The sequence below is a fragment of the Halomonas sp. WWR20 genome (assembly GCF_054602495.1).
Genome location: NZ_JBTRHR010000001.1, coordinates 588,050 through 612,788 on the forward strand (window position 1 = coordinate 588,050; position 24,739 = coordinate 612,788).

Here is a 24,739-nt window from a genome sequence, read left to right on the forward strand (position 1 = left end):
CATGTAGCCGCTTTATTTAAGACCATATCATTAAATTTCCGTTGGCGTTAATTCCTATGAAGAACGATAGTGTTATTCTCCTCCCTTCACTCCTGTTAGATTCAACTCTATGGTAGTTTCTTGGATCAAAGAAAATGGCATCTCCTATTTCAGGTCGAATGGAGATGGCAGGCTCATTTTCTACTAAGCATTCTGAATAACCATATCCATCACGATGCTTTTCATCGCTCGGGAGCCATTTACGGCGAAAATCTGTTACCTCACCACCCTCTCGGGGCATGTCTATAAAACAGTTAAAAGCCATTTGAACCACTGGGGAACAGTCTAGACTGCCTGGCAGCTCTCTTTCAATTTCATCAAAATGAATACGTGCGCTGCTATTTATCTCACGAATCATACCAGCAAAAAGTTTTTCTCCTCCGATCGTTGCCTTTTCTATCGGAGAGCCCCAAGCCCTAGATAAAACTCTGACCGCAACATCTAGTGGATCGCCGGCTGCTAAGAGGCGGGCTCGATGATCATTAGATTGGTCTCGATGCTGCCAATAATCTTCACCAAGCTTAGCATCTAAATAGTAGTCATAGACAGCTGGGCCTAACTTAGCTATGCGCGGCGTTACCACTTGTTCATCATAAGCACCAAGTTCAGCATTTTTTAGATTGATACTAATTGCGCTACACAAGTCATAGCTAAAGAAATTTCTTACCCTCAATACTGATGCCGTCCCAGTTACCACCCTGATTAAGTCTTCTTTCTCTAACTGTTCACTGCATATCGGTTCAAAGAGAGTATGTACAGGAGTAGGCGTGCCAGAATTAATTACCATTCTTCATCTCCTAAAACCTGATAGTCAAAAGCCAAATAGATAACGTTAATTTTGCTATCTTGTTGCTAGTGCGTGACGCACACGTCTAAAAGACAACATGGGGTAAACCCAAACCACGTTACCGCTGAGCAATGCACAGTACTCATCCAGAGCCTTGCCGGTACCGCTTCACCTTCACCAGCCAAAAGCATTACTTCTTTTTAGATACGAAACGTCTCGTTTCTTTAGACATTAATACCTGAATACTCGCAGATCAACCTCAATTTACAAGATCTGCTTAAATTCTTTTAACTTATTGAATTAAAATTAATTTAATCAGTCGACGTATCCAGTCATGGCGTCACTGTATGTTCGCCAAGGACATGCATCAGCGGGTAGCGCCCACCGGAGGGTGGATATGAAGCATCGGTAAGATACGGTGAGTTTCTTGGCATTCAGTGAGGCCTAGGGTCGAGCGCCCTGGGCCGTGGAGCCTTTTGCTGAAGGGGCTCGGGTGGGCTGGCTTACGTCAGCTCGCTCATCCGCTGCTGGTGCCATCGTCTCAGCACGCGGGTGCGAGGTGAATGGCGACGTGGAAATGGCAGGCTAATAGGGCAGAGCCAAGACAAAAACGCCGAAAAGATTGTCCCGCCAAGTACATTACCTTCACGCAGCGAGACGTATTCATGCGCTGACAGTACGAACCTCCAGGTTGACCTTCAGTGTCTTGCGCAAAGCCCCGGTGATCGCGGACAGATTATCCATGCCGGGATTGCCCTCCGAGGACAGCATGCGATGCAGGCTCTTGCTGGGCTTGCCGGTTTCGTCGGCCAACGCCTCGAAGCCCAGGGTTGCATTGATCAGATCGCGCAGCATCAAGCGAGCGGTGTCGGGCTCGCCATTGAGAAACAGTGTGACGGCCTCATCCAGCATGGCTTTCGCAAACGCTGGATCGTGCCCGACGCGAGCCCCGATTTTGTCTTGAAATCGCGGGCCAGTACCATCTCACTTCCCTCCTTCTTCGCCTGACGTTTACGCCGTTTGTATTCGTCGCGCAGTGCCTTGACATGATCGATATCGGTCTGCTGGCGTTTCTTCATTTAGTCGCCTGGGTTCTCGACGATCACCATAGCCACTCTATTGCACCATCGCGTCGCTGCGACTATCGTGGCGGGCTCATCCGTGCCAGGAATCTGCAACGTGGATCGCGATCAGCTGTTTTCCCTCATTCAGTATCCCCTGCCCCACCATCTGATATCGCGTCTGGTAGGGCGGATCGCCGAGAGTCGCTCCACCTGGCTGAAGGACACGTTTATCAAGCGCTTCATCCGCGCCTACAACGTCGACATGAGCCAGGCGCTGGAGCCCGATCCCGCAGCCTATGCCTGCTTCAACGACTTCTTCACCCGCGCGCTGAAGCCAGATGCCCGCCCTGTCGGGCCGGGGCTGATCTCGCCTACCGACGGCACCCTGGCCCAGTTTGGCCGTATCGATGATGGCACGCTGCTACAGGCCAAAGGGCACACCTATTCCCTGAACGCCCTGCTCGGCGGCGATGATCGGCGCGCCGAGCCCTTCCGCCACGGCAGCTTCGCCACCGTCTATCTCGCCCCGCGCGACTACCACCGCGTCCACATGCCGGTTGGCGGCACGCTGCGCGAAATGGCCTACGTACCGGGCCGGATCTTTTCGGTCAACCAGGCCTCGGTCAGTCATATCCCCGACCTGTTCGCCCGTAACGAGCGCCTGGTCTGCATCTTCGATACCGAGTATGGTCCCATGGCCATGGTGCTGGTGGGCGCGATGATCGTGGCGGCCATCGAGACCGTGTGGGCGGGGCAGGTCACGCCCAAGACGGGGCAGGTGCAGACGACTCGCTACAACGAGCCGATCACGCTCGCCAAGGGCGACGAGATGGGCCGCTTCAAGCTGGGTTCCACCGTGGTGATGTGCTTCGCCGACCAGATCGATTTCTCAAGCGAGCTCAGCGACGACTTCATCGTACGCATGGGCCAGTCTCTGGGAGATTGGCCGACAGCAGCCGAGGGCACACCCGCCGACTGATCCGGTAGGTCGTCGTCGCGACAGCGGCATGCCCCACTCGCCATCGTCGTACCAAGGCACTCTCGCCTCAGCGAATGCGTGCCTCACTTTCCGGATCGAACGCCACCATCCGCGCCACGTCGAAGGCAAAGGGAGTACGCGCGCCTATTTCGATCGGCGTGCCCGCGCGCATTCGTGCATTGACTTCACGCCCGCCGAGCTGCGTTACCGCATAGAGATCGGCGCCGGTCGGCTCGAGGATATCAACGCTCAACTCCGCTTCATGAATGATGCCGTCCTGATGATTGGCGCTGCGCGGGTCGGTGATCGCCTCGGGGCGCAGACCGAGAATCACCTTACGCCCCGTATAGGCCGTCAGCGCCTCGCGATCACGTACTATTGGCAACCTGAGCGGGGGGCCGTCTGCGGTCTCGATCGCGGCCACCAGTGCTTCCTCGCCCTGCTCGACACTCGCCTCGATCAGATTCATCGACGGTGAGCCCATGAAGCTGGCGACGAATAGATTATTGGGGTCGTCATAGACCTCATGCGGCGAGCCCAACTGCTGAACTTCTCCGCCACGCATCACCGCGATGCGCGTCGCCAGCGTCATCGCCTCGATCTGATCGTGTGTCACATAAACGATGGTGGCCTTGAGACGCTGGTGCAATTGCTTGATCTCGGTACGCATGTCGAGACGCAATTTGGCATCCAGGTTGGAAAGTGGCTCGTCGAACAGGAACAGCTGCGGTTCGCGAACCAGTGCGCGCCCCATCGCCACGCGCTGACGCTGCCCCCCGGAGAGCTGGGCCGGTTTGCGATCAAGCAATGCCTCGATCTGCAGCAACTGCGCCACGCGCTGGATCGCCTTCTTGCGCTCAGCCTTGGGCACCTTGCGCATTTCCAGTCCGAAGCCGATGTTCTGCGCTACCGTCATGCTGGGATAGAGCGCGTAGGACTGAAACACCATCGCGATGTTGCGCTGCGATGGATGCACATGACTGATGACTTCACCGTTGAGGCGCAACTCACCCTCGCTGATCGAATCGAGCCCGGCGATCATGTTGAGCAAGGTCGACTTACCGCAGCCCGACGGGCCGACCAGGACGAGGAAATCGCCTTTCTCGATCGTGATGTCGATCCCCTTTAGGACGGTCGTGTCACCGAAGCGCTTCTTGACGTTGTCGATATGCAGAAAACTCATTTTCATCAGCCCTTGACCGACCCGGACATGAGCCCGCGCACGAAATATTTACCCGCCAGTATGTAGACGATCAGTGTCGGCACGGCCGCGAACATTGCCGCCGCCATGTTGACGTTGTAGGCCTTGACCCCGGTGGAGCTGTTGACCAGGTTGTTGAGCGCCACCGTGATCGGGGCATTATCGCCGGAGGTGAAGGAGACGCCGAACAGGAAATCGTTCCATACGTTGGTGAATTGCCAGATTACGGTGACGACGATGATCGGCCCCGAAGCGGGCAGCAGAATGCGGAAGAAGATGGTGAAGAAACCGGCGCCGTCGAGCATCGCGGCACGGATCAACTCGTTGGGGAAGGTCTCGTAGTAGTTGCGAAAGAACAACGTGGTAAAGCCGATGCCGTAGACGACATGCACCAATACCAGTCCGGGCGTGGTGTTGGCCAGGTGCAAAATGCCCAGCACACGGGCCATGGGCAACAGAATGATCTGAAATGGAATGAAGCATCCAAACAGGATCAGGCCAAACACGATCTGATGGCCGCGAAAGCGCCACTTGGTCAACACGTAGCCATTGAAGGCGCCGAACAGGGCGGAAATGATGACCGCCGGTATGACGATCTTGAGACTGTTGAAGAAATAGCCGTTGATGCCGTTGCAATCGAGGCCGATACAGGCACTGCCCCACGCCTCGCGCCATGGCCGGAGCGTCCACTGCTCGGGCAGGGCCAACATATTGCCCTGGTGGATTTCGGCCAGCGTCTTGAATGAAGTCGTCAGCATCACGTAGAGCGGCATCAAGAACAGCACCGCAAACACGATCAGCACCATATAGAGAAAAGCGCGCTGCCACATCCCGGCACGCGACGTCGGAGCGGGCGTCATCATGAACGCGATCCTCGCAGCTCGGAATACAGATACGGCACGATCAGCGCGGCGATGACCGCGAGCATGAACACTGCGCTGGCCGCGGCGATGCCCATCTCGTTACGCGAGAAGGCGTAGGAGTACATGAACGTCGCCGGTACCGTAGTGGCATTGCCCGGTCCACCGCCGGTCATGGCCACGACCAGGTCGAAGCTTTTGATCGCCAGATGCGCCAGCACTACCACCGCGCTGAGAAATACCGGACGCAGCTGCGGAATGATGATGCGCAGGTAGATTTTCCAGGCCGGTGCGCCGTCGATCTGCGCGGCCTTGATTATCTCGCCATCGATGCCGCGCAATCCGGCAAGAAACATCGCCATCACGAAGCCGGTCGCCTGCCATACCGCGGCGATCACTATCGTGTAGATCGCCATATCGGCATTGATCAGCCAGTTGAAGCTGAAGCTGGTCCAGCCTAACTCATGCATGGTCTTCTCGAGCCCCAGTCCGGGATTCAGGAACCACTGCCAGGCGGTGCCGGTGACGATGAACGACAGGGCCATCGGATAGAGATAGAGGGTACGCAGCACGCCTTCGGCACGAATGCGTTGATCAAGCAGAATCGCCAGCAACAGTCCCAGCACCGTACAGCTGACGATGTAAAGCAAGCTGAAGATCCAGATATTGTGCAGCGCGATACCCCAGGTCCACGAACTCCACAGCCGCGACCATTGATGCCAGCCAACCCAGGTATAGTCGGGTAGCATGTCCGAGGCGCTGAACGAGATATAGGTCGTCCATAGAATGAAGCCATAGACGAAAAACAGTACGAGAAAGAGTGAGGGTGACAGCACAAGCTTCGGCAACCAGGCCTGCCAGCGCGCACGCGCTCCTATCTCGCGTTTCGAAGATGAACGAGGCATGACAGCGTTCCTAACGTAAGAGAAGAAAGCCCGAAGAAAAAGCCCCGCGTGGCGGGGCTCTTTTGCCGTTAGGCGCTGGCGCTCTTCACTGCACGGGCGAGTTCCTCGGCAGCGGTCTGGCTGTCCATATTGCTGTTCACGAAGGACGAGACGATATCGAACACGGCGTTCTTGACCGAGGCGGGAGCCCCATAGCCATGGGCGAGGCTACCCATCAGCGTATCCTCGTCGGCGGCTTCCTTGACCTCCTCGTAACCCTTCTGGGCACAGGCATCGAGTTGGTCGCCGGACAGATCCATACGTGCCGGGACCGAGCCCTTGATCTGGCTGAACGCGATCTGGAAGTCGGGCGACATGATGGTCTTGGCCATGGTCTGCTGAAGTTCGTGCTGCTGCTGATCCTCGGTCTTGAACATGATCAGCTGATCGCTGTTGAAGGTCACCGCGCCCTGCGTGCCCGGCGTGCGGAAGCAGACGAAATCCTGCTCGGGCTCAAGCCCTGCATTGTCGAACTCGCCCTTGGCCCAATCGCCCATGATCTGAAAAAGTGCCTTGTCGTTGATGATCATGGCGGTGGCCAGATTCCAGTCACGTCCCGATGAATTGCTGTCCTTGTAGGCCAGCAGCTCACGCAAGCGATCGAAGGATGCGACCATGGTGTCGGAATTCAGGGCATCCTCGTCGAGATCGATTAACGCCTGGCGATAGAAGTCCGCCCCACCGGTGGCCAGCACGACGTTTTCGAAGACCGTCGCGTCCTGCCACGGCTGCCCGCCGTAAGCCAGGCCGGTATAGCCGGCCTCCTTGGCTTTCTCGAGCGAGGCGATGAAGTCTTCCCAGGTCTTGGGCTGCTCGATGCCCAACTCATCCATCAACGCCTTGTTGCCCCACACCCAGTTGGTGGAGTGAATCTCGAACGGCGCACCGACCCAGTGGCCCTCATATCGGACGAAATCCTGCAGCGCCTGGGGCAGCACCTCGCTCCAGTTCTGCTCCTCGGCGACCTGGTCGAGATGGGCCAATGCATCACGCTGGGCCCAGTCGCGAGCGTCGAAACCTAGAATCTGCGCCGCCGTCGGCGGATTGCCCGAGGCCACGCGCGAGCGCAGCACCGCCATGGCATTGGTGCCTGCCCCCCCGGCGACCGGCATGTTCTTCCAGCCGATGCCCTCTTCGGCAAGCTCGTCCTTGAGCACCCCGAGGGCCTTGGCTTCACCACCCGAGGTCCACCAGTTGAGCACCTCCACCTCGGCGGCATGAGCCGTTGGCGCGGCCAGCACGAGCGGAAAAAGTACGCAACCGAGTCCTTTCATCGCGTTGGAGATTGTTTTCATGCACCACGCTCCATTTTGTTTTTATTACCAAACCGATAATAGCCCGGGTCTAGACTGTTGTGTTTCAGCGCCGATATTCATTAGGTTTGCCGGAAATACTATTGCGAGTTAATCGCTGGACGACAATTCAACTAACGTCTTTAATTAAAGTATTCCTTACCCCGCAAACGATAGATTCCAAACCTCCTGTATGCGAAGGAGCCTTGATGCACTCCCCCTCCTCTTCGGCTACAAGTTGGCTGAGCGCTCCGGGCCATCAACGCTGGCTGGCTCAGCAGGGCGATGCCCTGATCGCCTTCGGCAAGGCCGCACGCCGTGACGAAGGCGGTTTCGGCTGGCTGGACGACGCTGGCTGTCAGGACCCCACCATGCCCCCGCAGGCGCTGGTCACCGCACGCATGACCCATACCTTCGCGCTGGCGACTCTGCAGGGCATTCCCGGCGCCGGTACGCTGGTGGACCATGGCGTGAAGGCCCTGCGCGAGCTGTTCATCGACCAGGAATATGGCGGCTGGTTTCCCGAGCTCTCCGGGGATGACGCCCGTGCCGCCACCCGCAAGGAAGCCTATCTGCATGCCTTCGTCGCTCTGGCGGCCGCATCCGCGACCGCCGCCGGCCGACCCGGTGCCCGCGAGTTGCTCGACCAGGCCGTGGAAGTGATCGAGGCGCACTTCTGGTCCGACGCCGAAGGGCGGGTCATGGAGGGCTATACCCGCGACTGGTCGCAGAGCGAAGCCTATCGCGGCGCCAACAGCAACATGCACTGCGTCGAAGCCTTCCTGGCGCTGGCCGATGTATTGCAGGTCCCGCTGTGGCGTGAACGCGCGCTCAGCATCGCCCAGCATCTGATCCATGCAGACGCGGCCGGCGCCGGTTATAGGGTCGTCGAGCATTTCGATAGCCAGTGGCAGCAGCAGCGCGATTACAACCAGGACAATCCGTCCGATCCGTTTCGCCCCTACGGATTCACCCCAGGCCATGCGCTGGAGTGGTCACGCCTGCTGCTCAACCTGGAAGCCGGCCTGCTGCGTGCCGGACAACCCGCCCCGGCCTGGCTGATCGAGGATGCCCAGGCATTGTTCGATACCGCCGTTGCGAGCGGCTGGCATGTCGATGGCGCGCCGGGGTTCGTCTATACGCTGGGCTGGGAAGGCAAGCCGGTGGTCGCGAATCGCATGCACTGGGTCGCCGGCGAAGCCGTTGTGGCGGCCGCGGCCTTTATCGTGCGCACCGGCAACCCACGCTATGAGCAGCTCTACCGCAGCTGGTGGGACTATATCGACACCTATCTGATCGATCATGCCCGCGGCAGCTGGTTTCACGAACTGGACGCGCGCAACGTGCCCTCGTCCAGCGTATGGACAGGCAAGCCCGATATCTATCATGCCTATCAGGCGACGCTGTTCCCGATGCTACCGCTGGCCCCCACGGCGGCGACCGCACTGGCCGGGCTATACTAAATACACGCAAAGCGAGCTTCAGCAATCCTGCCAGGCAAAGGCCATCACTTCACTGACCTGAGCCTTGCCCAAAGCCAGCTGGAGAAGTCTGTCCACCCCGAGAGCCACACCGCTGCCCGCCGGCATACCCGCGCGCAGCGCTGCCACCAGACGCCGGTCGACGTCGATCTCGGGCTTGCCCAATCGGCGCCGCATGGCGTTATCTTCTGCAAAGCGACGGGCCTGCTCCTCGCCGTCCGTCAGTTCATCGTAACCATTGGCGAGTTCCAGCCCCAGCCGGTAGACCTCGAAACGCGACGCCACCCAGGCGCCATCCTCTGGGTCACGATGTCGTCGGGCCAGCGCGGCCTGGCTGGCCGGATAATCGATGACCACGTCGAGCCCCTCGCGACCCAGCATCGGCTCGATGACCACGCTCATCAGCAGATCGAGACATTCGTCACGCTCGGCCGCAGTCATGTCGAGGTCGCCGCGTGTCTGCGCCAAGTGGCGTAATGCATCGAGCGGGGTGGTGAAAGGGTCGACGCCCAGCTGCTCGCGAAACAGCACACGATAACGGCGCAGCCGCTGCGGCCCGGGATCAAGCGGTAACACGCTGCGGATCAGGGCGTCGGTCTCATCGATCAGCGCCGCCAGGGAGACGCCTGGGCGATACCATTCCAGCATGGTGAACTCGAGATTGTGGCGCCGCCCGACCTCGCCATCGCGGAAGCTGCGCGAGAGCTGAAAAATCGGCCCGCTACCCGCCGCCAGCAGGCGCTTCATGTGGAATTCCGGCGAGGTCTGCAGCCACAACCGTTCGCGTCCCTTCGGCGTCAGTGCATGCAACGACAACGCATCCAGGTGCGGATCGGTCGTCCCTCCATGTCCCAATATCGGCGTCTCGACCTCCCAGACGTCGCGCGCCTGAAAAAAATTGCGGATGACACTCAGCAAACGCGCTCGCTCGCGCAGCGTTTCGACCGTCGCGCTCGGCCGCCAGCCGTCGGTTTCGTTCATGACTTGGTTCCATCGAAAACGCCGAGCACATGGCTCGGCGTCGATCATCGGCAACACAGGGTGCTTCTTAGGCGCGGCTGACGTACTCGCCGCTACGTGTATCGATTTTCAAGACTTCGCCTTGATTGATGAACAGCGGCACGCGCACCACCGCGCCGGAAGACAGCGTGGCGGGCTTGGAGCCCCCTTGCGCGGTATCCCCCTTCAGGCCGGGATCGGTCTCGACGACTTCTAGCTCGATGAAGTTGGGCGGAGATACGGCAATCGCGTTGTCGTTCCACAAGGTAACGGTATACGGAACCTGTTCCTTGAGCCACTTTTCGGTATCGCCCAGCGCGCGCTTTTCCACCGCGTACTGCTCGAAGGAACCATCGGTCTTCATGAAGTACCACATGTCGCCATCGTTATAGAGATACTCCATCTCGATATCCATGACATCGGCGCCTTCCAACGACTCCCCCGACTTGAAGGTACGCTCCCACACCCGGCCGGTGTTCAAGTTGCGCAACTTGACCCGGTTGAAGGCCTGTCCCTTGCCCGGCTTGACGAATTCATTCTCGAGAATGTTGCAGGGGTCGCCATCGAGCATGACTTTCAGACCGCCCTTGAATTCGTTGGTAGAATAGTTCGCCATGAGTCCTCGCTATTGAGTACGTCGCGGGCCGGACCCGCAACCATCCATCCGTTGCGCGAAACGCCCGTGGCGCTTCGCATACAATGACCAAGTGGGCCGCATGATAACCCGAACCTTCCTTCCTGTGCAGACCATTGCCCGCGCCGATGACTGGCGTGCCCAGTTGCGCAACGCCATTCGCGATCCGCAGGAGTTGTGCCGCCGCCTGGGCCTTGATCCCGCCTGGCTGCCAGGCGCGCGTCAAGGCCACGAGCTGTTTCCGGTACGCGTACCGGAGGCTTATCTGGCCCGCATCCGCCCGCATGATCCTCACGACCCACTGCTGCGTCAGGTTCTGCCCCTGGAGGAAGAGCGCGACGTCGTGGCCGGCTTCGTCAGCGACCCGCTCGAGGAGGCCGAGCATACGCCGCGGCGGGGATTGATCCATAAATATCACGGCCGGGTGCTGCTGATCGGCAGTCCGACCTGCGCCATCAACTGCCGCTACTGTTTTCGCCGCCACTTCCCCTATGCCGAGAATTCGCCCTCGCGGGCCGAGTGGCAGCCTACGCTGGATTACCTGCGCGAGGACAGCTCGCTTAACGAAGCGATCCTGTCGGGCGGCGACCCGCTGGCCGCCAAGGATGAGCGCCTGGCGTGGTTAGTCGAACAGTTGGCCGAGATTCCCCACCTCAAGCGGCTACGCATACATACTCGCCTGCCGGTCGTCATTCCCGACCGAGTCGATGACGCCCTGCTCGGCTGGCTTTCGAAAACGCGGCTGCAGAAAGTCATGGTGCTGCATATCAACCATCCCCAGGAGATCGACGCCGCGGTCATCGAGGCTCTCGCCCGGCTGCGCGATGTCGGTGTCACGCTGCTCAACCAGAGCGTGCTGCTGCGGGGCGTCAACGATGACGTCGACACCCTCGCCCAGCTCTCCGAGGCACTGTTCACCGCCGGGGTAATGCCCTACTACCTGCACGTGCTCGACCCGGTGACCGGAGCGGCCCACTTCGATGTCTCCGATGCCGAGGCACAAGCGCTGATGGCAACATTGCGTCTGCGCCTCGCCGGGTTCCTGCTCCCACGCCTGGTCAGGGAAGTGCCCGGAGAGGGGTCGAAAACGCCGCTCTGATCGATACAGCGGATCGTCTACCCATTTCAGCGCCTGTCCTCGGTCATATCACGCCAGGACGCCTCGAACGGCGAAGTGGACCAAGCGGGCTGAGCAGCCGGTTCAGGCAGTACCGAGCGCTTTCTTGACGTAGCCCTGCTCGCGTTCTGGCAGCGCGATGGTGGCGGCAAGCTCATGCCCGTGCGGTGACATCTTGCGCCAAGTCTTCTGTACGATGCGCACGATCTTCTCCTCGTCATGGCCATTGGCGAACTCGGCGAAGTAGTACTGCAGAAAGACCAGGCAGGCGGTGTCTTCCAATGCCTGGGCATCGGCATCCTGGCGCAGGTTCTCCTTGCGAATCAGACTCGCCACGCGCCCGCAGGTCGCTTCGTCGTAGCCCACCTCGCGCAGGATCTGTGCGGCCTCTTCCGCCTGGGTACGCCCGAGCTCGCGACGCCAAGTCAGATACCCGGGCCGTCCCTCGGGATAATCTTCCCGCGGGCTCTGCCAGCGCCTTAGATGCTGCGCCCGCACCGCCAGACGCAACGTTTCCGAAGCGTCAGGCGCCACACGCGCCAGCCAGTCGCTCATGCGCCGTGCGTACAGCAGCTCGTAGGGATAGGCCTTCCCCTCCACCATTTCCTCACGAGCATCTTCGCCGTGGGCGGCATCGAGGCGTTCGATGGCCCTATTAAAACGATCGGATGACATGCGCATTCCCGTTGGTCAGTGTGGAGTCACTATGCTGACACGGCATTGGCATCCCGCCAACGCCAGCAGTTCCGCATGAAACATTTACTTGGCATCGCCGTCGGTGCCGCGGCCGCTAGTGATAGAGCGTCGCGTCATGCCGCAACCAGCCATCGACATGGCGCCCTTGCGGGTCACGATGCGTCCAATGCACCACGCCCCCTTGCGCGTTCCACTCGTACTCGCCGTAAAACTCGACCTTGTCGCCGAGCTTCAGTCCGGGGATGCGCGGCGCCAGGTCGATATTATGCGCGACGAGCAGCGTCTGGCCACTGGCCAGGCGCAGGATGAAGCGCTGATGACGACTGCCCCGATTATCCTCCGCGAGGATAGTGCTGACCTTTCCATGCCCTTGCACCTGAACATCGCTACGCCGGTCTTCGAAGGACTGCCGCGGCGTAAGCGCAGCCTCCGAAACGATCTGATGAAGCGACGCCGTCGGTGTACCGACATGCTCGGCAAGGTATCCGCCGCTCACCAGCGCCAGGATCACCACGAGCCAGTATTTTTTCATACATCCTTTCTCACGACAGCGTGTTCAGGCAAGTGCTTGCATACGAGCAGAACCTATCCAGACAGACGGGGCCGGTACATCCCGCCTGTCGGGCGGCTGGTCGTTACGCCGGATCAGCTCAGCGTTGCCGTCGTAACATTGGGTGCCGGGACTTGGCCCGCGGCATGGTGACGATTGAGCGCCGCCAGGACGGCCTTCATCGAGGCACTGGTGATGCTCTCGTCGATCCCCACCCCGAATACCGGTTGCCCCTCGATGCGCACTTCGACATAGGCGATGGCCTCGGCATCCGCCCCCTGGCCACGCGAGTGCTCGTGGTAATCGATTATCTCGACATCGAGGCCGTGGCCGCCCAGTGCCTTGACGAAGGCTGCCAGCGGCCCGTTGGCCTCACCCGAGACCGACTTGCGCTCGCCCTTCTCGGTGATGACCGCGTCCAGCCGAATACGCGCGCTGTCGGGCTCCGAGGACAACTGGTGGCTGACCAGCGCATAGGGCCCGGATGCCGTCAGGTATTCATCCTCGAAGGCCTGATAGATCATTTTCGAGGTGATTTCGCGCCCGGTGCGATCGGCCACCTCCTGCACGACATGGCTGAACTCGATGGAGAGCCGGCGCGGCAGCTCGATGCCGTGCTCCTGTTCCAGCAGATAGGACACGCCCCCCTTGCCGGACTGGCTGTTGACGCGAATCACCGCCTCGTAACTGCGGCCGACGTCCATCGGGTCAATGGGCAGGTAAGGCACCTCCCACACGCCGTCGCCCTGTTGGCGCCGTGCCGTCAGTCCCTTTTTAATGGCGTCCTGATGCGAACCCGAGAACGCCGTAAAGACCAGATCGCCTACATAGGGATGGCGCGGATGCACGGGCAACTGATTGCAATACTCCACCTCACGCATGAGCGGGGTGATGTTGGAGAAATCCAATTGCGGGTGCACCCCCTGGGTATACAGGTTCATCGCCAGGGTCACGATATCCACGTTACCGGTACGCTCGCCGTTGCCAAACAGGGTTCCCTCGACCCGATCGGCGCCGGCCATCATGGCCATTTCCGCCGCCGCCACGCCCGTGCCCCGATCGTTATGCGGATGCACGCTGACGATCAGGCTGTCACGCTGCTTGACCTGACGGCAGAACCACTCGATTTGATCGGCATAGTGGTTGGGGGTGGCGACCTCCACGGTGGCCGGAAGATTGACGATCATCGGCCTTGCAGGTGTCGGTGCATAAACGCCCATGACCGCCTCGACGATCTCTACCGCAAAATCCAGCTCGGTGGAGGTAAACACTTCCGGCGAGTATTCGAACTGCCACTCGGTTTGCGGATGCTCGGCCATGCGCTGCTTGATCAGTGCCGTGGCCTCGGTGGCGATCTGCTGACACTCGGCCTTGTCGACATTGAACACCACCCGACGAAAGACCGGCGCAGTGGCATTGTAGACGTGCACGATGGCACGTTTGGCGCCCTTGAGCGCCTCGAAGGTGCGGTCGATAAGGTGCGGGCGGGCCTGGGTCAACACCTGGATGGTGACATCGTCAGGCACCAGATCGTTGTCGATCAGTTCACGCACATAGTCGAAGTCGACCTGCGATGCCGACGGGAACCCGACCTCGATCTCCTTGAAGCCGACCTTGACCAGCATGTCGAAAAAGCGCCGCTTGCGCTCGAGATCCATGGGATCGATCAGCGCCTGATTGCCATCGCGCATGTCCACGCTGCACCACTGCGGCGCACGGGTGATTCGCTTTGACGGCCAGCGGCGGTCGGGCAGGTCGACGGCCTCGAAGGGACGATATTTTACGGAAGGATCTTGCAACATCATGGCCTGGCTCCTCGGCACAGCGGTTGAGTGATCGACGATACATGACAATATCCTGCCCCGCGGCAGGAACGGCATTGATCAGAGGATACCGCAGACTGTCCGGCACGGCTTCTCGCTGATCGGTCTCGCCGATCCGACATCACATGCCTCCCCGTTTCCATAGCGCCACCAGCTCGCCAGGCGTTTTTTCTTCGTCGATCACGACCGTCCAGCGTGGCTGAGCATCCTCCTCCACGGCCAGGCGAAAGGCCCGGCGGTCGGCCCCACATGCCGGCTCGTCATGCTCACCACGCTGTGCCGCCTGGCTGAGCAATTCATGCAAGCGTCGGCGCTGGTCATCGCTGCACTGCGCGCAGGGAATACGCCGCGGCGCGGCCAACCCCGGAAAATGCGCGAGGCCGCCTTCGCGGCTGACGGCAATTACGCTGGAAGCGGTTAACGGCGGAGGCAACGAGGCACTCATTTCAACACACCCACCTCGCGCCAGGCGGAATCGACGGCATCGACCTCTCGGCTGAGGCGGCCGAAACGGCGATCCGCATTGTCCCGCGTCAGTTCAGCGAAGGAGGCAAAGTCGATCTCTCGCGTCAGACGCGAATCGCGCAGCGTGTCGTACCAGATACGCCCGGCACTTTCCCAGGCATACCCGTCAAGCGCCATGGCGGCCAGGTAGAAGGCATGATTGGGGATGCCCGAATTGATGTGCACTCCACCATTGTCGGCCTGGGTGTCGACATAATCGTTCATATGTCCCGGCTGGGGATCACGCCCCAGCACCGGATCGTCGTAGGCCGTACCGGGGGCGGCCATGGAGCGCAGCGCCCGGCCGTTAACCCGTTCCGTCAGCAGCCCGTCGCCGATTAGCCAGTCGGCTCGGGTGGCGCTATGCCCCAGGTGGTACTGCTTGACCAAACTGCCGAAAACATCCGACAACGACTCGTTGAGTGCCCCGGACTGGTAGGCGTAGATCAACCCGGCGTCACGCTCCGTCACGCCATGCGTGAGTTCATGCGCGACCACGTCCAGGGCCAGGGTAAAGCGATTGAACAGTTCGCCATCGCCATCGCCGAAGACCATCTGTGCACCGTTCCAGAACGCATTTTCATATTCCTGACCGAAATGCACGCTGCCGATCAGCGGCATGCCGTGCGCGTCGATGGAGTCGCGTTGGAACACTTCCCAGAAGAAGCGGTAGGTTGCCCCCAGGCCGCGATAGGCCTCATCCACCGCTGGATCGCCGCTTTCCGCCTGGCCCTCTTCACGCACCAGCGTGCCGGGTAGCGTTTGAAGATGATTGGCGGAGTAAATGTAGCGCGCCGGCTGACCCGGCCGGGAACTGGCATCGGGCCTCGGTGCGGCAGTGGCCGCCATCCTCGGCCGCAATTGCTGGTCCGCCTGCAGGGTATGCTGAGCACGTTGCTGCAGACGCGGACTGCCATGAATGACGATACGTTCGAGTACGTAAGGCGGAATGAACCCCTGCACAGCAGGAAGAAAGGCACGTGCCATGAATGACCTCCTGTCAGCTGAAGACCGGAAAGATTCCCGGAATCGCCCCTGTCAGTGTGGCTCAAGATGGATCGCGCGTGGATACCTTCCGGACATTTCCTGATCTTCCCGCACCGAGAAACTCCGGTTCGGTGTCATGGAGCCAGGGCGAAGCGCAGCGCACGCTGAATAGCGATCATCAATACCGAGGCATGATCTTCTTCCGGGAAATTATGAAAAGTCACCTGCTCCTCTCCCAAGACGCCGCTGAGTTCCCGCGCCATCGCCTGCGCCTTGGGTATCATCTGACGCTCCCGGCGTCGCTGCATGAGCTGCTCGTAACCGGGGGCAAGACGCTGCCAGGGAGCCGCCTCGCCCTCCCACTCCCCGACCGCGACGAATACGCGAGCCTCATGACCCGACAACGCGGCTACCCGAGCGCACAAGCTGGCCTCATCCCACCATATCGAGGGGCTGATCGCGGCATGGGTCTGGAAAGCGCCGGGCCGGGACATCAGTGCATGCAGCACGAAGTAGCCGGCCAGTGAATGGCCAAACAGAATCTGCCGCGACGCATTCAGGACGAATTCCTCGCGCAGCCCGATGGCCAGCTGATCGACGATGAACGACAGGAACGCCTCACCGCCGCCGACACGCGTCTTCGCAATCATAGTCGACGGGCCGAACGTGTAGTCGCGGTAGCGACTTTCGGTCGCGTAGAGATCGCCATCCGCGTGCGCGATACCGACCACGGCCGCCGCTCCGATGCCCGTGGCGTCCGGACGGCGGCTGCCACGCTGAATCGCTTCGACGAAGGTCGCGAACAGGGCATTGGCATCGAGAACGTAGATCACCGGCCAGCCGTCCGCCGGTGGCTGGCCAGGAGGAATCCATAGGCTAATCTGGTAGCTGGCCCCATTGGCCTCGGCATACAGCGTGCGCGTCTGCGTATTCGCGAGCCTCACCGGCTGAAGATCGGTCATCTCGTTTCTCCCGGCTCCAGCACGTCATCGATCGTAATCTGCAGCGCGCCTTGGAAGCTGCGGTCGACACTGGCACGCACCCCATAGACACGGGCCAGCGTCTCCGGCGTGATGGCCTCGACCGGCGTGCCGGTCGCCGCCACCCCCCCGCGTGACAGCATCACGATGCCGTCCGACCAACGCGCCGCGATGCCCAGGTCGTGCAATACCATCAGCACGATCATGCTGCGCTCGCGGGCCAGCTCGTGCACGAGTCGCATGACCCGGAGCTGATAGTGCAGATCCAGCGCACTGATCGGCTCGTCGAGCAGGAGCACACGCGGTTTACGTGCCAGAACCTGGGCCAACGAGACGAGTTGGCGCTGGCCACCGGACAGGTGATTCAGGCTTTCCATTGCCAGCTCGACAATCCCGACACGTTCAAGCACCTCGACGGCACGCCGTTCCAGCGTGCCGCGCTGCAGGATCATGTCGTCCGTGGGCGAGGCGCGCAGTGCACTGATCACGCTTTCCAACACGCTCAGCGCTACGCCTTGAGGCAGACTCTGCGGCATATAGGTCACGCGACGCGACCACTCGACCAGCGGCCGCCCGATCAACTCGTGTCCTTGCAGCCGCACCGACCCCGTCGCCGGCTGCAGCCCGGCCAGCGCACGCATCAAGGTACTCTTGCCGGCGGCATTGGGCCCCACCAACGAATACACCTCGCCAGCCCTGATCGCCGGCAGGCTGATGTCCTGCAATATCTTGCGCCTACGATACCCCGTGGATAGCCGGCTGACCTGCAAGCTGTCGTCGCTAGCGTTCACGCGGTTCTCCCCGGACGCCAGAATATGAGAAACAGAAACACCGGCACACCGACGATGGCGGTGACGATGCCAACCGGCAGCAACACGCCGGGCACCAGCACCTTGCTCGCCGCCGACGCCAGCGACATGATCAAGGCGCCGGTGAAAAGACTGGCAGGCAACAGAAAGCGATGATCCTCGCCCAGCAGCAGCCGGGCGATGTGTGGCCCGACGAGACCAATGAAGCCGATCGTGCCGACGAAGGCAACGGAGGTCGCCGCCAGCACACTGACACGTAACAAGGACATGAAGCGCAGCCGCGCGACATTGATACCGAAGCTTCTCGCACGATCCTCGCCCAACCGTAGAGAGGTCAGTCGACCCGCCGCATGTATTGAAAACGGAGTGACGAGCAGTAGCGCCACGCCCAGCACGCCGACATTCGCCCAGGTCGCGCGGGACAAGGAGCCCATGCTCCAGAAAACCAGTTGCTGAAGTGCCGCCTGGGAGGAGACGAACTGGACGAATGCCACCAGCGCGTTGAAAACGAACACCAGGGCGATCCCCAGCAGTACCACGGTCTCGACGCCGGCATCGCGCAAGCGCGACATCAGCTGCAACAACAATACCGAGCCTAGTGCGCACAAAAACGCATTGAGTGACACCATCCAGTCCATGGGCACGAACGGCAGGCTGATCCCCAGCACGATGGCCAGCGCCGCACCGAAGGATGCCGCCGAAGAGACCCCCAGCGTGAACGGGCTGGCCAGCGGATTGTTGAGGACCGTCTGCATCTCCACGCCTGCCAGGGACAATGCGGCGCCCACCAGCAAGGCCATGAGGGCATAGGGGATACGCACCTGCCAGATGATTGCCAACTGGGGCGCCGACAAGTCATCCGGCGAAATCAAGCCGGCCAGGAGCTGATCGGGCGTCAGCGCTGACGGCCCGGTCGTCAGATCCAGCACGAAAGCGGCGACGCACAGCACCGCCAGCCCCGCCAGGATCGCTATCCGGAACACCACCGTACGGCGGTAGGAGACCAGCACCGAGGCCGAGTTGCCGGATACATCTTTCACAGTGGTCCCATCCAATTGAGCTGCCTCTTCCTATCAGTCACACCCGGCAAGGACGCCAGGCCAAGAATGCCGACTCGCCAACCTACTTCAGATCGATCCAGCCCACGCCTTCATAGGGTACCGCCAGGAAGCGACGGTTGATCGTTTCCAGCGTGTGGCTGGGGTCTATGTCCTGAAACAACTCGGGGTGTACCCACTTGGCAAACGCTTCGACGGCGACGATATCGATCGGTGAATTGAGCAACTGGTGGGCCAGGCCGTGCACATTGCCTTTTTTCACCGCCGACAACTGAGCGATGCCTCGACGCTGGGTGATGGCTTGTAATGAAGCCTGGGCATTGTGCCTGTCGATGCCTCCGCCCAGCACCAGCCCGCCCGTTTTCTGCAGATCCGGTCCGCCGGTGGCGATGTAGACCTGCGGATCGCTGGCGATGATGTACTCCAGATTCAGCTTGCCGGCGGCCTTGTCCAGTACGTCAGCGCCGATATTGTGCCCGCCGACGAAATCGATGTAGTCGCCCATGCCGCCGTTGCCCGGCGAAAAGCAACAATCGTTGGTAATGCCGGCATGCGCTTCCACGAATACGCTCGGCCACTGCGCTGGAGGAATTTCCGCAACGCGTCGGGAAATTCGCTGCAGATGCCGGTTCCGAAATTCTATGTAAGCCTCGGCCTGGGCTTCGTTTCCGGTCAGGCGCCCCAGGATACGCAAACTGCGGCTCTGGTTCTTGAACGGATCATTGAAGAAATCGATGAACACCACCGGAATACCGGCCGCCTCCAGCTGCGCCACCTGCGCGTCGCTAGGGCCACGGCCGAGCGATATCAACGCCACGTCAGGGGCCGCCGCCAGCACCGACTCCATATCGAAGTTTTCCGCCGAGCTCGCGACTCTCGGCAGGGTGTCCAATACCGGAAACGCCTCGCGATAGCGTTCATAGGACGCCTGGCCGAGGCGGTTGATATCTTGCGGCCACGCGGCCAGCAGGCTCACAGGATCCGTATCGATCAGGGATAGTGCGACAAGATAACGCCCGTCATCGATGGACAGCGTATCGACCTGATCGGGGACTTCGACCGTTCTGCCTCGCAGGTCGACGATCTCTTTTGCCTGCGACGGCACGGGCATCAGGCCCGCCAGCACTATCAGCAGGTAAGCGCAAATCGCGGCGGGATGGCGCGCGCGTATCATCATGAAACCTCCCATAGGGGAAAAAGCTGGCGTCAACCAATACCTGTCTGGCGCGATGCCTTGTAGGACATCTCGTCAGGCACGCAGCGTGGCCCCGCCATCGACGTAAAGATCGCCCATGGCGATATGTCCGGCCTGATCCGACAACAGGAACATCACCGCATGAGCCACATCGTCGGGCATGGCCAGCTTGCCGAGTGGAATCCCCGCCTTGTAGGCCTGCGGCACTCCTTCGATGACCCGCTGTGCGCCGTCATCATCGTCCCACATGCCGGTCTGCATCGGGGTCAGCGTCGAGCCAGGAGCCACGATATTGCAGCGAATGCCCAGCGGGGCCAGTTCCAGCCCCAGACAGCGGGTGAACATCGTCGCGGCGGCCTTTGACGCCGCGTAGGCGGCCATGGCGTGGCGCGGCACCCCAGCGGCATTGGAGCCCACGGTGACGATGGCGCCGCTCCGGCGCGGCGCCATCATGCGCGCCAACGCCCGCGAGACATGGAATACCCCATCGGCATTGACCGAGAAGACGCGCCGCCACTCTTGATCGTCGATCGTGTCGACGGTACCGGACTGCAACACGCCGGCGACATTCACGCCAAAGCCGATCGGGCCGATATCGCGCTCGATCCTGGCGACCAGCGCATCGACCGCGGCCGAGTCGGTGACATCCAGCGCCTCGGCATGGATAGCAGGCTCGCCTGCCATTCCCTCCAACGCCGGCGCGACCAGGTCAGTGGCGACCACCACGCTGCCACTGGCCTGCAACAACCGAACCAACGCCGCCCCGATGCCCCCGCCAGCGCCGGTCACCAGCGCCACCTTACCCTCGAATCCACTCAGTTTCATGGCGTTTCTCCTGTCGACGCATCCCATTGCCGCAACCTTGCCGAGAGCAAGGGCGCGATTCGCGCGGCGGCGTCGCGGCCGGTCATCTCGGCATGCAGGAACGGCAACTCGATCGCTTCCACCGTCGAGGCATAGGGTTCCCAGAGTTGCGCTTGCAGTTGCGGCCGTTCGGCGTGATCACGCCCGGCCCGCAGGTGCAGCAATGGACCGTCGTATAGTACATGATGATGTCCGCATACCAACCGATTGGTGCCCGTGACTGCGCGCACCACACCGTCGAGCGTCGGCTCGGGCAGGTTGCCGAGCGTACTCTCGCCTCGGCGCAGGAAAGCGACCACCTTCTCGCGGGTATCCAGCTCCGGATGGGCTTGCGGGTCGTAGCCGGCGATCGCCAGCAGGGCGCGCAATGCGGCGACCGGATCGGGCTCGGGTTCGGCGCGCCAGCATTCGGCGGGATAGGCGTCCAAAAGTGCCACCAGCCCGACCTCGCGCCCCTGGGCTTGCAGCCTTACCGCCATGGCCTGGGCAATGATGCCACCCACCGACCAGCCGAGCAGATGCACCGGGCCATGCGGATGAATCTCGCCAAGATGCCGGACGTAGTCCTCGGCCAGCGCATCGACGCTCGACGGCAGCGCTCGCGCCGGGTCCAGTGCCGGTGACTGCAATCCGAACACCGGACGCGACGGCTCCAGGGCACGTGCCAGCTCCCGGTAGTTCCAGGCGATCCCACCGGCCGGATGTATTGCAAACACCGGGGCCAGGTCGGACGTTTCCGGCGTCAGCCGGACCGAGGGGCCGAGCCCATGATCGGCGGCGGCGGTCGCCGGCGTGTCGATCAATGCCGCCAGCCCCGCCACGGTCGGCGAGGAGAACACCGCGCCCAGGCCAGGATCACGGTTCCAGCGTTGCTGGATCGCCAACAACAGGTGGACTGCCGACAGCGAATCGCCCCCCAACGCGAAGAAATCGGCATCGGCGCCGATCGCCGTATCTGCGCCAAGCACCTGCGCGAACAACGCCGCCATCTCACGCTGCGTTTCGGTACGCGGCGTGTCGCCCTGGGTCGACGCCAACTGCGGGGCCGGCAGCGCGTTGCGGTCGAGCTTGCCGTTCGCGGTCAGTGGCCACTCGCTCAGGGCAACGAACGCCGCAGGCACCATGTAGTCCGGCACGCGTGCGGCAACCTGGGAACGCAGCACATGCGGATCGCATTCGTCATTCATCTGTACGTAGGCAACCAGGCGCGGTTCACCGGGAAGGTCCTTGCGCAGCATGACTTCCGTGCGAGTCACACCCGGCGCCGAGCTCAGCGCCGTTTCGATCTCGCCCAGTTCGATGCGCAGGCCACGCAGCTTGACCTGGTGATCGCTGCGACCGAGAAATTCGACCGCGCCGTCCATCCGCCAGCGTGCCACATCCCCGCTGCGATACAGGCGCGCACCGGCGACGAACGGATCGTCGATGAAGCGCTCTGCGGTCAGTTCGGCGCGTCCGAGATAGCCACGCGCCAGTTGAACACCGCCGAGATAGAGATCGCCGGTCACGCCCGGCGGCAATGGCCGCATCTGCCCATCGAGTACGTATAGTCGGGTATTCCATACCGGAAAGCCGATCGGCACCGGGCGCGAATCGTCGTCGCGTCCCGCCGGCCACCAGCTCACATCGACGGCGGCCTCGGTCGGGCCGTAGAGATTGAACAATTCGGCATCGATGAGCGCATGAAAGCGGTCGCGCAACTCGGCATCCAGCGCCTCTCCACTGACGAATACCTGGCGCAGCGGCAAACCGTGCGCTTCGGGTGCGGCCAGGAATGCCGCCAACATCGACGGCACGAAATGCAGCGTGGTGATGTCGTGCTCGCGAATCAGCCGCGCAATCGCCTGCGGATCGCGATGCGCCTCCGGTGGTGCCACCACCAGCGTCGCCCCGGCGACCAGCGGCAGGAAGAATTCCCAGACCGAGACGTCGAAGGTGGCCGGGGTCTTTTGCAGGATGCGCGCGTCGGCCCCGATACCGAACTGTTCGCGCATCCATTCGATACGGTTGACGATGGCGCGGTGCTCGATCACCACCCCCTTGGGCTCGCCGGTCGAACCCGAGGTGTAGATGACATAGGCGGCATCTTGCGGACGCACGCCGGCATCGAGTGAGGCGTCGGGTTCCTGGCGCCATTGCGCCGGGGGCAACACCGGCCAGCCGCCGAAGCGCTCGGCGGCATCGGTCTCGGCCAGTAGGCAGACCGGGCGCGCCGAGTCGAGGATACGCCCCAACCGCTCGTCGGGATGCGCCAGATCCAGCGGCAGATAGGCGGCGCCGGCACGCTGAATGGCCACCAGCGCGATCACCAGTGCCAGCGAACGTGGCAACGCCACGGCCACCAGCGCTTCACGGCCCACGCCTTTCTCACGCAGTTGTAGCGCCAACGCCCGCGTGCGCCGTTCGAGTTGCGCATAACTCAGCGTCTGCCCCGGGAACTCCAGCGCGGTGGCCTGCGGTGTCGATGCCATTGTCGCCTCGTACAGCGCGACCAGCGTGGTATCCGCGACCGGGTGCGCGGTGGCATTCACGTCATGGAGATAACGCTGGGCTTCTTCCGGGGTTGCCAGCGGGATGTCGGCCAGCGTGCCGCCACTCTCGTGCGCCTCGCACGCGCCGGCCAGAAACGCCGGCAGCCGTGCCGCGTGCGCCTCGACCTGCGCCGGCGTATACAACGCGGGATTGGCCTCGATCTCCAGATCCAGTACCGCCTGGGCATCGCCCCGGAAACCGAGCGTCACGTCGTCGACCGGGCCGGTGCACAGGATTTCCAGCCGGGTCCGCACGTCCGGCAGGCACAGCGGTCGGTAGAACGGCTGCACGTTGATCAATGGCCCGTATAAACGCCGCTGGCCGCCGATCAGGCCAAGATCGCGGCGTAACTGCTCGCTGCGATAGCGACCATGACGGCGGCCTTTCAGCAGGGCGCCGGCCGTTGCCTTGACGAAGTCACCGAGCGAGGCGGCGGGTTCGGCGACGCGCAACGGCAATACATTCATCACCATCGCCGGAACCCGCGCCGAGGCGCTGCCCAGACGCCCCATGTACGGGACGCCGACCACCGTCTCGGCGGCATCGGCATGGCGGCGACAATATTCGGCCGTCAGCGCGGTCAGCAGGTCCGGCCAGGGCTGGCCAAGCTCTCTAGACAGCGCCAACAGACGACGACGCAGCTCGGCATCGAGCGGGCATACCAGGCGCAGGCAGTCGCTCGCTGGCGAAGCCAAGCCGGGCCCCAACCCCGCAGGCGGTGGCGAATCCGCCATCGCCTCATACCAGTAAGCCGCATCGCGCAAGCGACGTTCGGATTCGCGATAGGCCTGATCCTCGTCTAGGACCGGCGTCAAGGGCGCCAGCGATGCTCTCTCACCCCCCGCCCCGCCGCCTGTCGCATATAACTCGGCGACACGCTCGCCGAACAGCGCCATGCCGTAGCCGTCGGTGGCCAGGTGATGCACCCGCAGGTACCAGACAAAGCGACGCGGGCCGAGCACGAACAAGCGTTGCTGGGCCAGCCGGTCACGCGTGGGATCGACCGGTGTCAGGCGATCTGCCCGCATCATCTCGCCTACGACAACGTCGGGATCGGCGCGGGCGGACAGGTCGACGACCTCGAGATCCGGCCGGCAGGCGTCATCCACCCATTGCCGAGGCCCGTCCTCGCCGTCGCCCATCCGCAACGCCAATGCATCGGCCTCGGCCACGGCACGGTTGGCAGCCTCCGCGAACGCATCGACATCGAGTTCACCCTCGATCCACAGTGCGTGTGCGGTATTGAACGCCGGATTGTCCGGCGCCAGCCGCTGCGCGTACCAGAGGCCGGACTGCGCTTCGGTCAATAGGCGCGAATGCAGCGCTCCGTCAGAGCTGCCCATC

At 61.8% G+C, this 24,739-nt stretch carries 22 protein-coding genes; 3 read left to right on the forward strand and 19 right to left on the reverse strand.

The features are described 5' to 3' along the window. Window positions 1-16: 16 nt before the first annotated feature. On the reverse strand, window positions 17-826 hold the full coding sequence (locus ACW4DH_RS02755; protein ID WP_459634812.1) for a 2OG-Fe(II)-dependent halogenase WelO5 family protein: 810 nt from the start codon (window positions 824-826) through the stop codon (window positions 17-19). Window positions 827-1,489: 663 nt separating this feature from the next. Then, complete coding sequence (locus ACW4DH_RS02760) at window positions 1,490-1,738, reverse strand: helix-turn-helix domain-containing transcriptional regulator (protein ID WP_459634813.1); 249 nt, start codon at window positions 1,736-1,738, stop codon at window positions 1,490-1,492. A 267-nt stretch (window positions 1,739-2,005) separates the two neighbouring features. On the opposite strand from ACW4DH_RS02760, the gene asd reads away from it, so the two are divergent. Continuing rightward, window positions 2,006-2,869 (forward strand): archaetidylserine decarboxylase, encoded by an 864-nt coding sequence (asd, locus tag ACW4DH_RS02765; protein ID WP_459634814.1) that lies wholly within the window; start codon window positions 2,006-2,008, stop codon window positions 2,867-2,869. Between the two features lie 67 nt (window positions 2,870-2,936). Here the strand turns inward: asd and ACW4DH_RS02770 are convergent, their stop codons facing one another. The 4 genes from ACW4DH_RS02770 to ACW4DH_RS02785 all read right to left on the reverse strand — a co-directional run bounded on the left by ACW4DH_RS02770 (window position 2,937) and on the right by ACW4DH_RS02785 (window position 7,169). After that, the gene (locus ACW4DH_RS02770) at window positions 2,937-4,052 is read right to left on the reverse strand and encodes an ABC transporter ATP-binding protein (RefSeq protein ID WP_459634815.1); all 1,116 of its coding nucleotides are present in this window, start codon (window positions 4,050-4,052) and stop codon (window positions 2,937-2,939) included. 5 nt (window positions 4,053-4,057) lie between these two features. After that, window positions 4,058-4,930: a carbohydrate ABC transporter permease gene (locus ACW4DH_RS02775; RefSeq protein ID WP_459634935.1), complete on the reverse strand. Its 873-nt coding sequence runs from the start codon at window positions 4,928-4,930 to the stop codon at window positions 4,058-4,060. Beyond that, window positions 4,930-5,835 carry a carbohydrate ABC transporter permease gene (locus ACW4DH_RS02780; protein ID WP_459634816.1) on the reverse strand — a complete coding sequence of 302 codons (906 nt, stop codon included), beginning with the start codon at window positions 5,833-5,835 and terminating at the stop codon, window positions 4,930-4,932. Before ACW4DH_RS02780 ends, ACW4DH_RS02775 begins: the two co-directional genes overlap by 1 nt. Before the next feature lie 68 nt (window positions 5,836-5,903). Next, window positions 5,904-7,169 carry an ABC transporter substrate-binding protein gene (locus ACW4DH_RS02785; protein ID WP_459634817.1) on the reverse strand — a complete coding sequence of 422 codons (1,266 nt, stop codon included), beginning with the start codon at window positions 7,167-7,169 and terminating at the stop codon, window positions 5,904-5,906. Between the two features lie 206 nt (window positions 7,170-7,375). Between ACW4DH_RS02785 and ACW4DH_RS02790 the strand changes: the two genes are divergently transcribed. Continuing rightward, a complete protein-coding gene (locus ACW4DH_RS02790; RefSeq protein ID WP_459634818.1) occupies window positions 7,376-8,629 on the forward strand; it encodes a D-mannose isomerase in 1,254 nt (417 codons plus the stop codon). An 18-nt stretch (window positions 8,630-8,647) separates the two neighbouring features. On the opposite strand, the gene epmA is transcribed toward ACW4DH_RS02790, so the two are convergent. Both epmA and efp read right to left on the reverse strand, forming a co-directional pair. Continuing rightward, window positions 8,648-9,628, reverse strand: coding sequence for an EF-P lysine aminoacylase EpmA (gene epmA, locus ACW4DH_RS02795; RefSeq protein WP_459634819.1), 981 nt, complete (start codon window positions 9,626-9,628; stop codon window positions 8,648-8,650). A 67-nt stretch (window positions 9,629-9,695) separates the two neighbouring features. Beyond that, window positions 9,696-10,262 (reverse strand): elongation factor P, encoded by a 567-nt coding sequence (gene efp, locus ACW4DH_RS02800; RefSeq protein WP_459634820.1) that lies wholly within the window; start codon window positions 10,260-10,262, stop codon window positions 9,696-9,698. Window positions 10,263-10,362: 100 nt separating this feature from the next. Here efp and epmB point away from each other — a divergent pair, with 100 nt between their 5' ends. Continuing rightward, window positions 10,363-11,379, forward strand: coding sequence for an EF-P beta-lysylation protein EpmB (gene epmB, locus ACW4DH_RS02805; RefSeq protein WP_459634821.1), 1,017 nt, complete (start codon window positions 10,363-10,365; stop codon window positions 11,377-11,379). 102 nt (window positions 11,380-11,481) lie between these two features. Here the strand turns inward: epmB and ACW4DH_RS02810 are convergent, their stop codons facing one another. From ACW4DH_RS02810 to ACW4DH_RS02860, 11 genes are all read right to left on the reverse strand, one after another. After that, complete coding sequence (locus tag ACW4DH_RS02810) at window positions 11,482-12,072, reverse strand: DUF4202 domain-containing protein (RefSeq protein WP_459634822.1); 591 nt, start codon at window positions 12,070-12,072, stop codon at window positions 11,482-11,484. Window positions 12,073-12,187: 115 nt separating this feature from the next. Next, window positions 12,188-12,625 (reverse strand): DUF3465 domain-containing protein, encoded by a 438-nt coding sequence (locus ACW4DH_RS02815; RefSeq protein WP_459634823.1) that lies wholly within the window; start codon window positions 12,623-12,625, stop codon window positions 12,188-12,190. A 113-nt stretch (window positions 12,626-12,738) separates the two neighbouring features. Beyond that, window positions 12,739-14,448, reverse strand: a complete 1,710-nt coding sequence (gene leuA, locus ACW4DH_RS02820; protein ID WP_459634824.1) for a 2-isopropylmalate synthase — start codon at window positions 14,446-14,448, stop codon at window positions 12,739-12,741. Between the two features lie 139 nt (window positions 14,449-14,587). Further along, a complete protein-coding gene (locus tag ACW4DH_RS02825) occupies window positions 14,588-14,911 on the reverse strand; it encodes a protealysin inhibitor emfourin (RefSeq protein ID WP_459634825.1) in 324 nt (107 codons plus the stop codon). After that, window positions 14,908-15,957, reverse strand: coding sequence for a M4 family metallopeptidase (locus ACW4DH_RS02830; protein WP_459634826.1), 1,050 nt, complete (start codon window positions 15,955-15,957; stop codon window positions 14,908-14,910). The genes ACW4DH_RS02825 and ACW4DH_RS02830 overlap by 4 nt, the downstream gene beginning before the upstream one ends. 134 nt (window positions 15,958-16,091) lie before the next feature. After that, window positions 16,092-16,919, reverse strand: a complete 828-nt coding sequence (locus ACW4DH_RS02835; protein WP_459634827.1) for an alpha/beta hydrolase — start codon at window positions 16,917-16,919, stop codon at window positions 16,092-16,094. Continuing rightward, window positions 16,916-17,728: an ABC transporter ATP-binding protein gene (locus ACW4DH_RS02840; RefSeq protein ID WP_459634828.1), complete on the reverse strand. Its 813-nt coding sequence runs from the start codon at window positions 17,726-17,728 to the stop codon at window positions 16,916-16,918. The genes ACW4DH_RS02835 and ACW4DH_RS02840 overlap by 4 nt, the downstream gene beginning before the upstream one ends. Then, window positions 17,725-18,786, reverse strand: a complete 1,062-nt coding sequence (locus tag ACW4DH_RS02845; protein ID WP_459634829.1) for a FecCD family ABC transporter permease — start codon at window positions 18,784-18,786, stop codon at window positions 17,725-17,727. Before ACW4DH_RS02845 ends, ACW4DH_RS02840 begins: the two co-directional genes overlap by 4 nt. Window positions 18,787-18,868: 82 nt before the next feature. After that, on the reverse strand, window positions 18,869-19,981 hold the full coding sequence (locus tag ACW4DH_RS02850) for an ABC transporter substrate-binding protein (RefSeq protein ID WP_459634830.1): 1,113 nt from the start codon (window positions 19,979-19,981) through the stop codon (window positions 18,869-18,871). Window positions 19,982-20,053: 72 nt separating this feature from the next. Next, window positions 20,054-20,824, reverse strand: coding sequence for a 2,3-dihydro-2,3-dihydroxybenzoate dehydrogenase (locus ACW4DH_RS02855; protein WP_459634831.1), 771 nt, complete (start codon window positions 20,822-20,824; stop codon window positions 20,054-20,056). After that, window positions 20,821-24,738: an amino acid adenylation domain-containing protein gene (locus ACW4DH_RS02860; protein ID WP_459634832.1), complete on the reverse strand. Its 3,918-nt coding sequence runs from the start codon at window positions 24,736-24,738 to the stop codon at window positions 20,821-20,823. The genes ACW4DH_RS02855 and ACW4DH_RS02860 overlap by 4 nt, the downstream gene beginning before the upstream one ends. Between the last annotated feature and the right edge of the window lies 1 nt (window position 24,739).

Coding starts and splice junctions, on each gene's coding strand:
- leuA (WP_459634824.1), bottom strand. CDS start 14,448: ATGATGTTGCAAGATCCTTCCGTAAAATATCGTCCCTTCGAGGCCGTC.
- ACW4DH_RS02755 (WP_459634812.1), bottom strand. CDS start 826: ATGGTAATTAATTCTGGCACGCCTACTCCTGTACATACTCTCTTTGAA.
- efp (WP_459634820.1), bottom strand. CDS start 10,262: ATGGCGAACTATTCTACCAACGAATTCAAGGGCGGTCTGAAAGTCATG.
- ACW4DH_RS02785 (WP_459634817.1), bottom strand. CDS start 7,169: ATGAAAACAATCTCCAACGCGATGAAAGGACTCGGTTGCGTACTTTTT.
- ACW4DH_RS02760 (WP_459634813.1), bottom strand. CDS start 1,738: ATGCTGGATGAGGCCGTCACACTGTTTCTCAATGGCGAGCCCGACACC.
- ACW4DH_RS02825 (WP_459634825.1), bottom strand. CDS start 14,911: ATGAGTGCCTCGTTGCCTCCGCCGTTAACCGCTTCCAGCGTAATTGCC.
- ACW4DH_RS02780 (WP_459634816.1), bottom strand. CDS start 5,835: ATGCCTCGTTCATCTTCGAAACGCGAGATAGGAGCGCGTGCGCGCTGG.
- ACW4DH_RS02855 (WP_459634831.1), bottom strand. CDS start 20,824: ATGAAACTGAGTGGATTCGAGGGTAAGGTGGCGCTGGTGACCGGCGCT.
- ACW4DH_RS02835 (WP_459634827.1), bottom strand. CDS start 16,919: ATGACCGATCTTCAGCCGGTGAGGCTCGCGAATACGCAGACGCGCACG.
- ACW4DH_RS02830 (WP_459634826.1), bottom strand. CDS start 15,957: ATGGCACGTGCCTTTCTTCCTGCTGTGCAGGGGTTCATTCCGCCTTAC.
- ACW4DH_RS02850 (WP_459634830.1), bottom strand. CDS start 19,981: ATGATGATACGCGCGCGCCATCCCGCCGCGATTTGCGCTTACCTGCTG.
- ACW4DH_RS02815 (WP_459634823.1), bottom strand. CDS start 12,625: ATGAAAAAATACTGGCTCGTGGTGATCCTGGCGCTGGTGAGCGGCGGA.
- epmA (WP_459634819.1), bottom strand. CDS start 9,628: ATGAACGAAACCGACGGCTGGCGGCCGAGCGCGACGGTCGAAACGCTG.
- ACW4DH_RS02860 (WP_459634832.1), bottom strand. CDS start 24,738: ATGGGCAGCTCTGACGGAGCGCTGCATTCGCGCCTATTGACCGAAGCG.
- ACW4DH_RS02790 (WP_459634818.1), top strand. CDS start 7,376: ATGCACTCCCCCTCCTCTTCGGCTACAAGTTGGCTGAGCGCTCCGGGC.
- ACW4DH_RS02810 (WP_459634822.1), bottom strand. CDS start 12,072: ATGTCATCCGATCGTTTTAATAGGGCCATCGAACGCCTCGATGCCGCC.
- ACW4DH_RS02775 (WP_459634935.1), bottom strand. CDS start 4,930: ATGACGCCCGCTCCGACGTCGCGTGCCGGGATGTGGCAGCGCGCTTTT.
- ACW4DH_RS02770 (WP_459634815.1), bottom strand. CDS start 4,052: ATGAGTTTTCTGCATATCGACAACGTCAAGAAGCGCTTCGGTGACACG.
- epmB (WP_459634821.1), top strand. CDS start 10,363: ATGATAACCCGAACCTTCCTTCCTGTGCAGACCATTGCCCGCGCCGAT.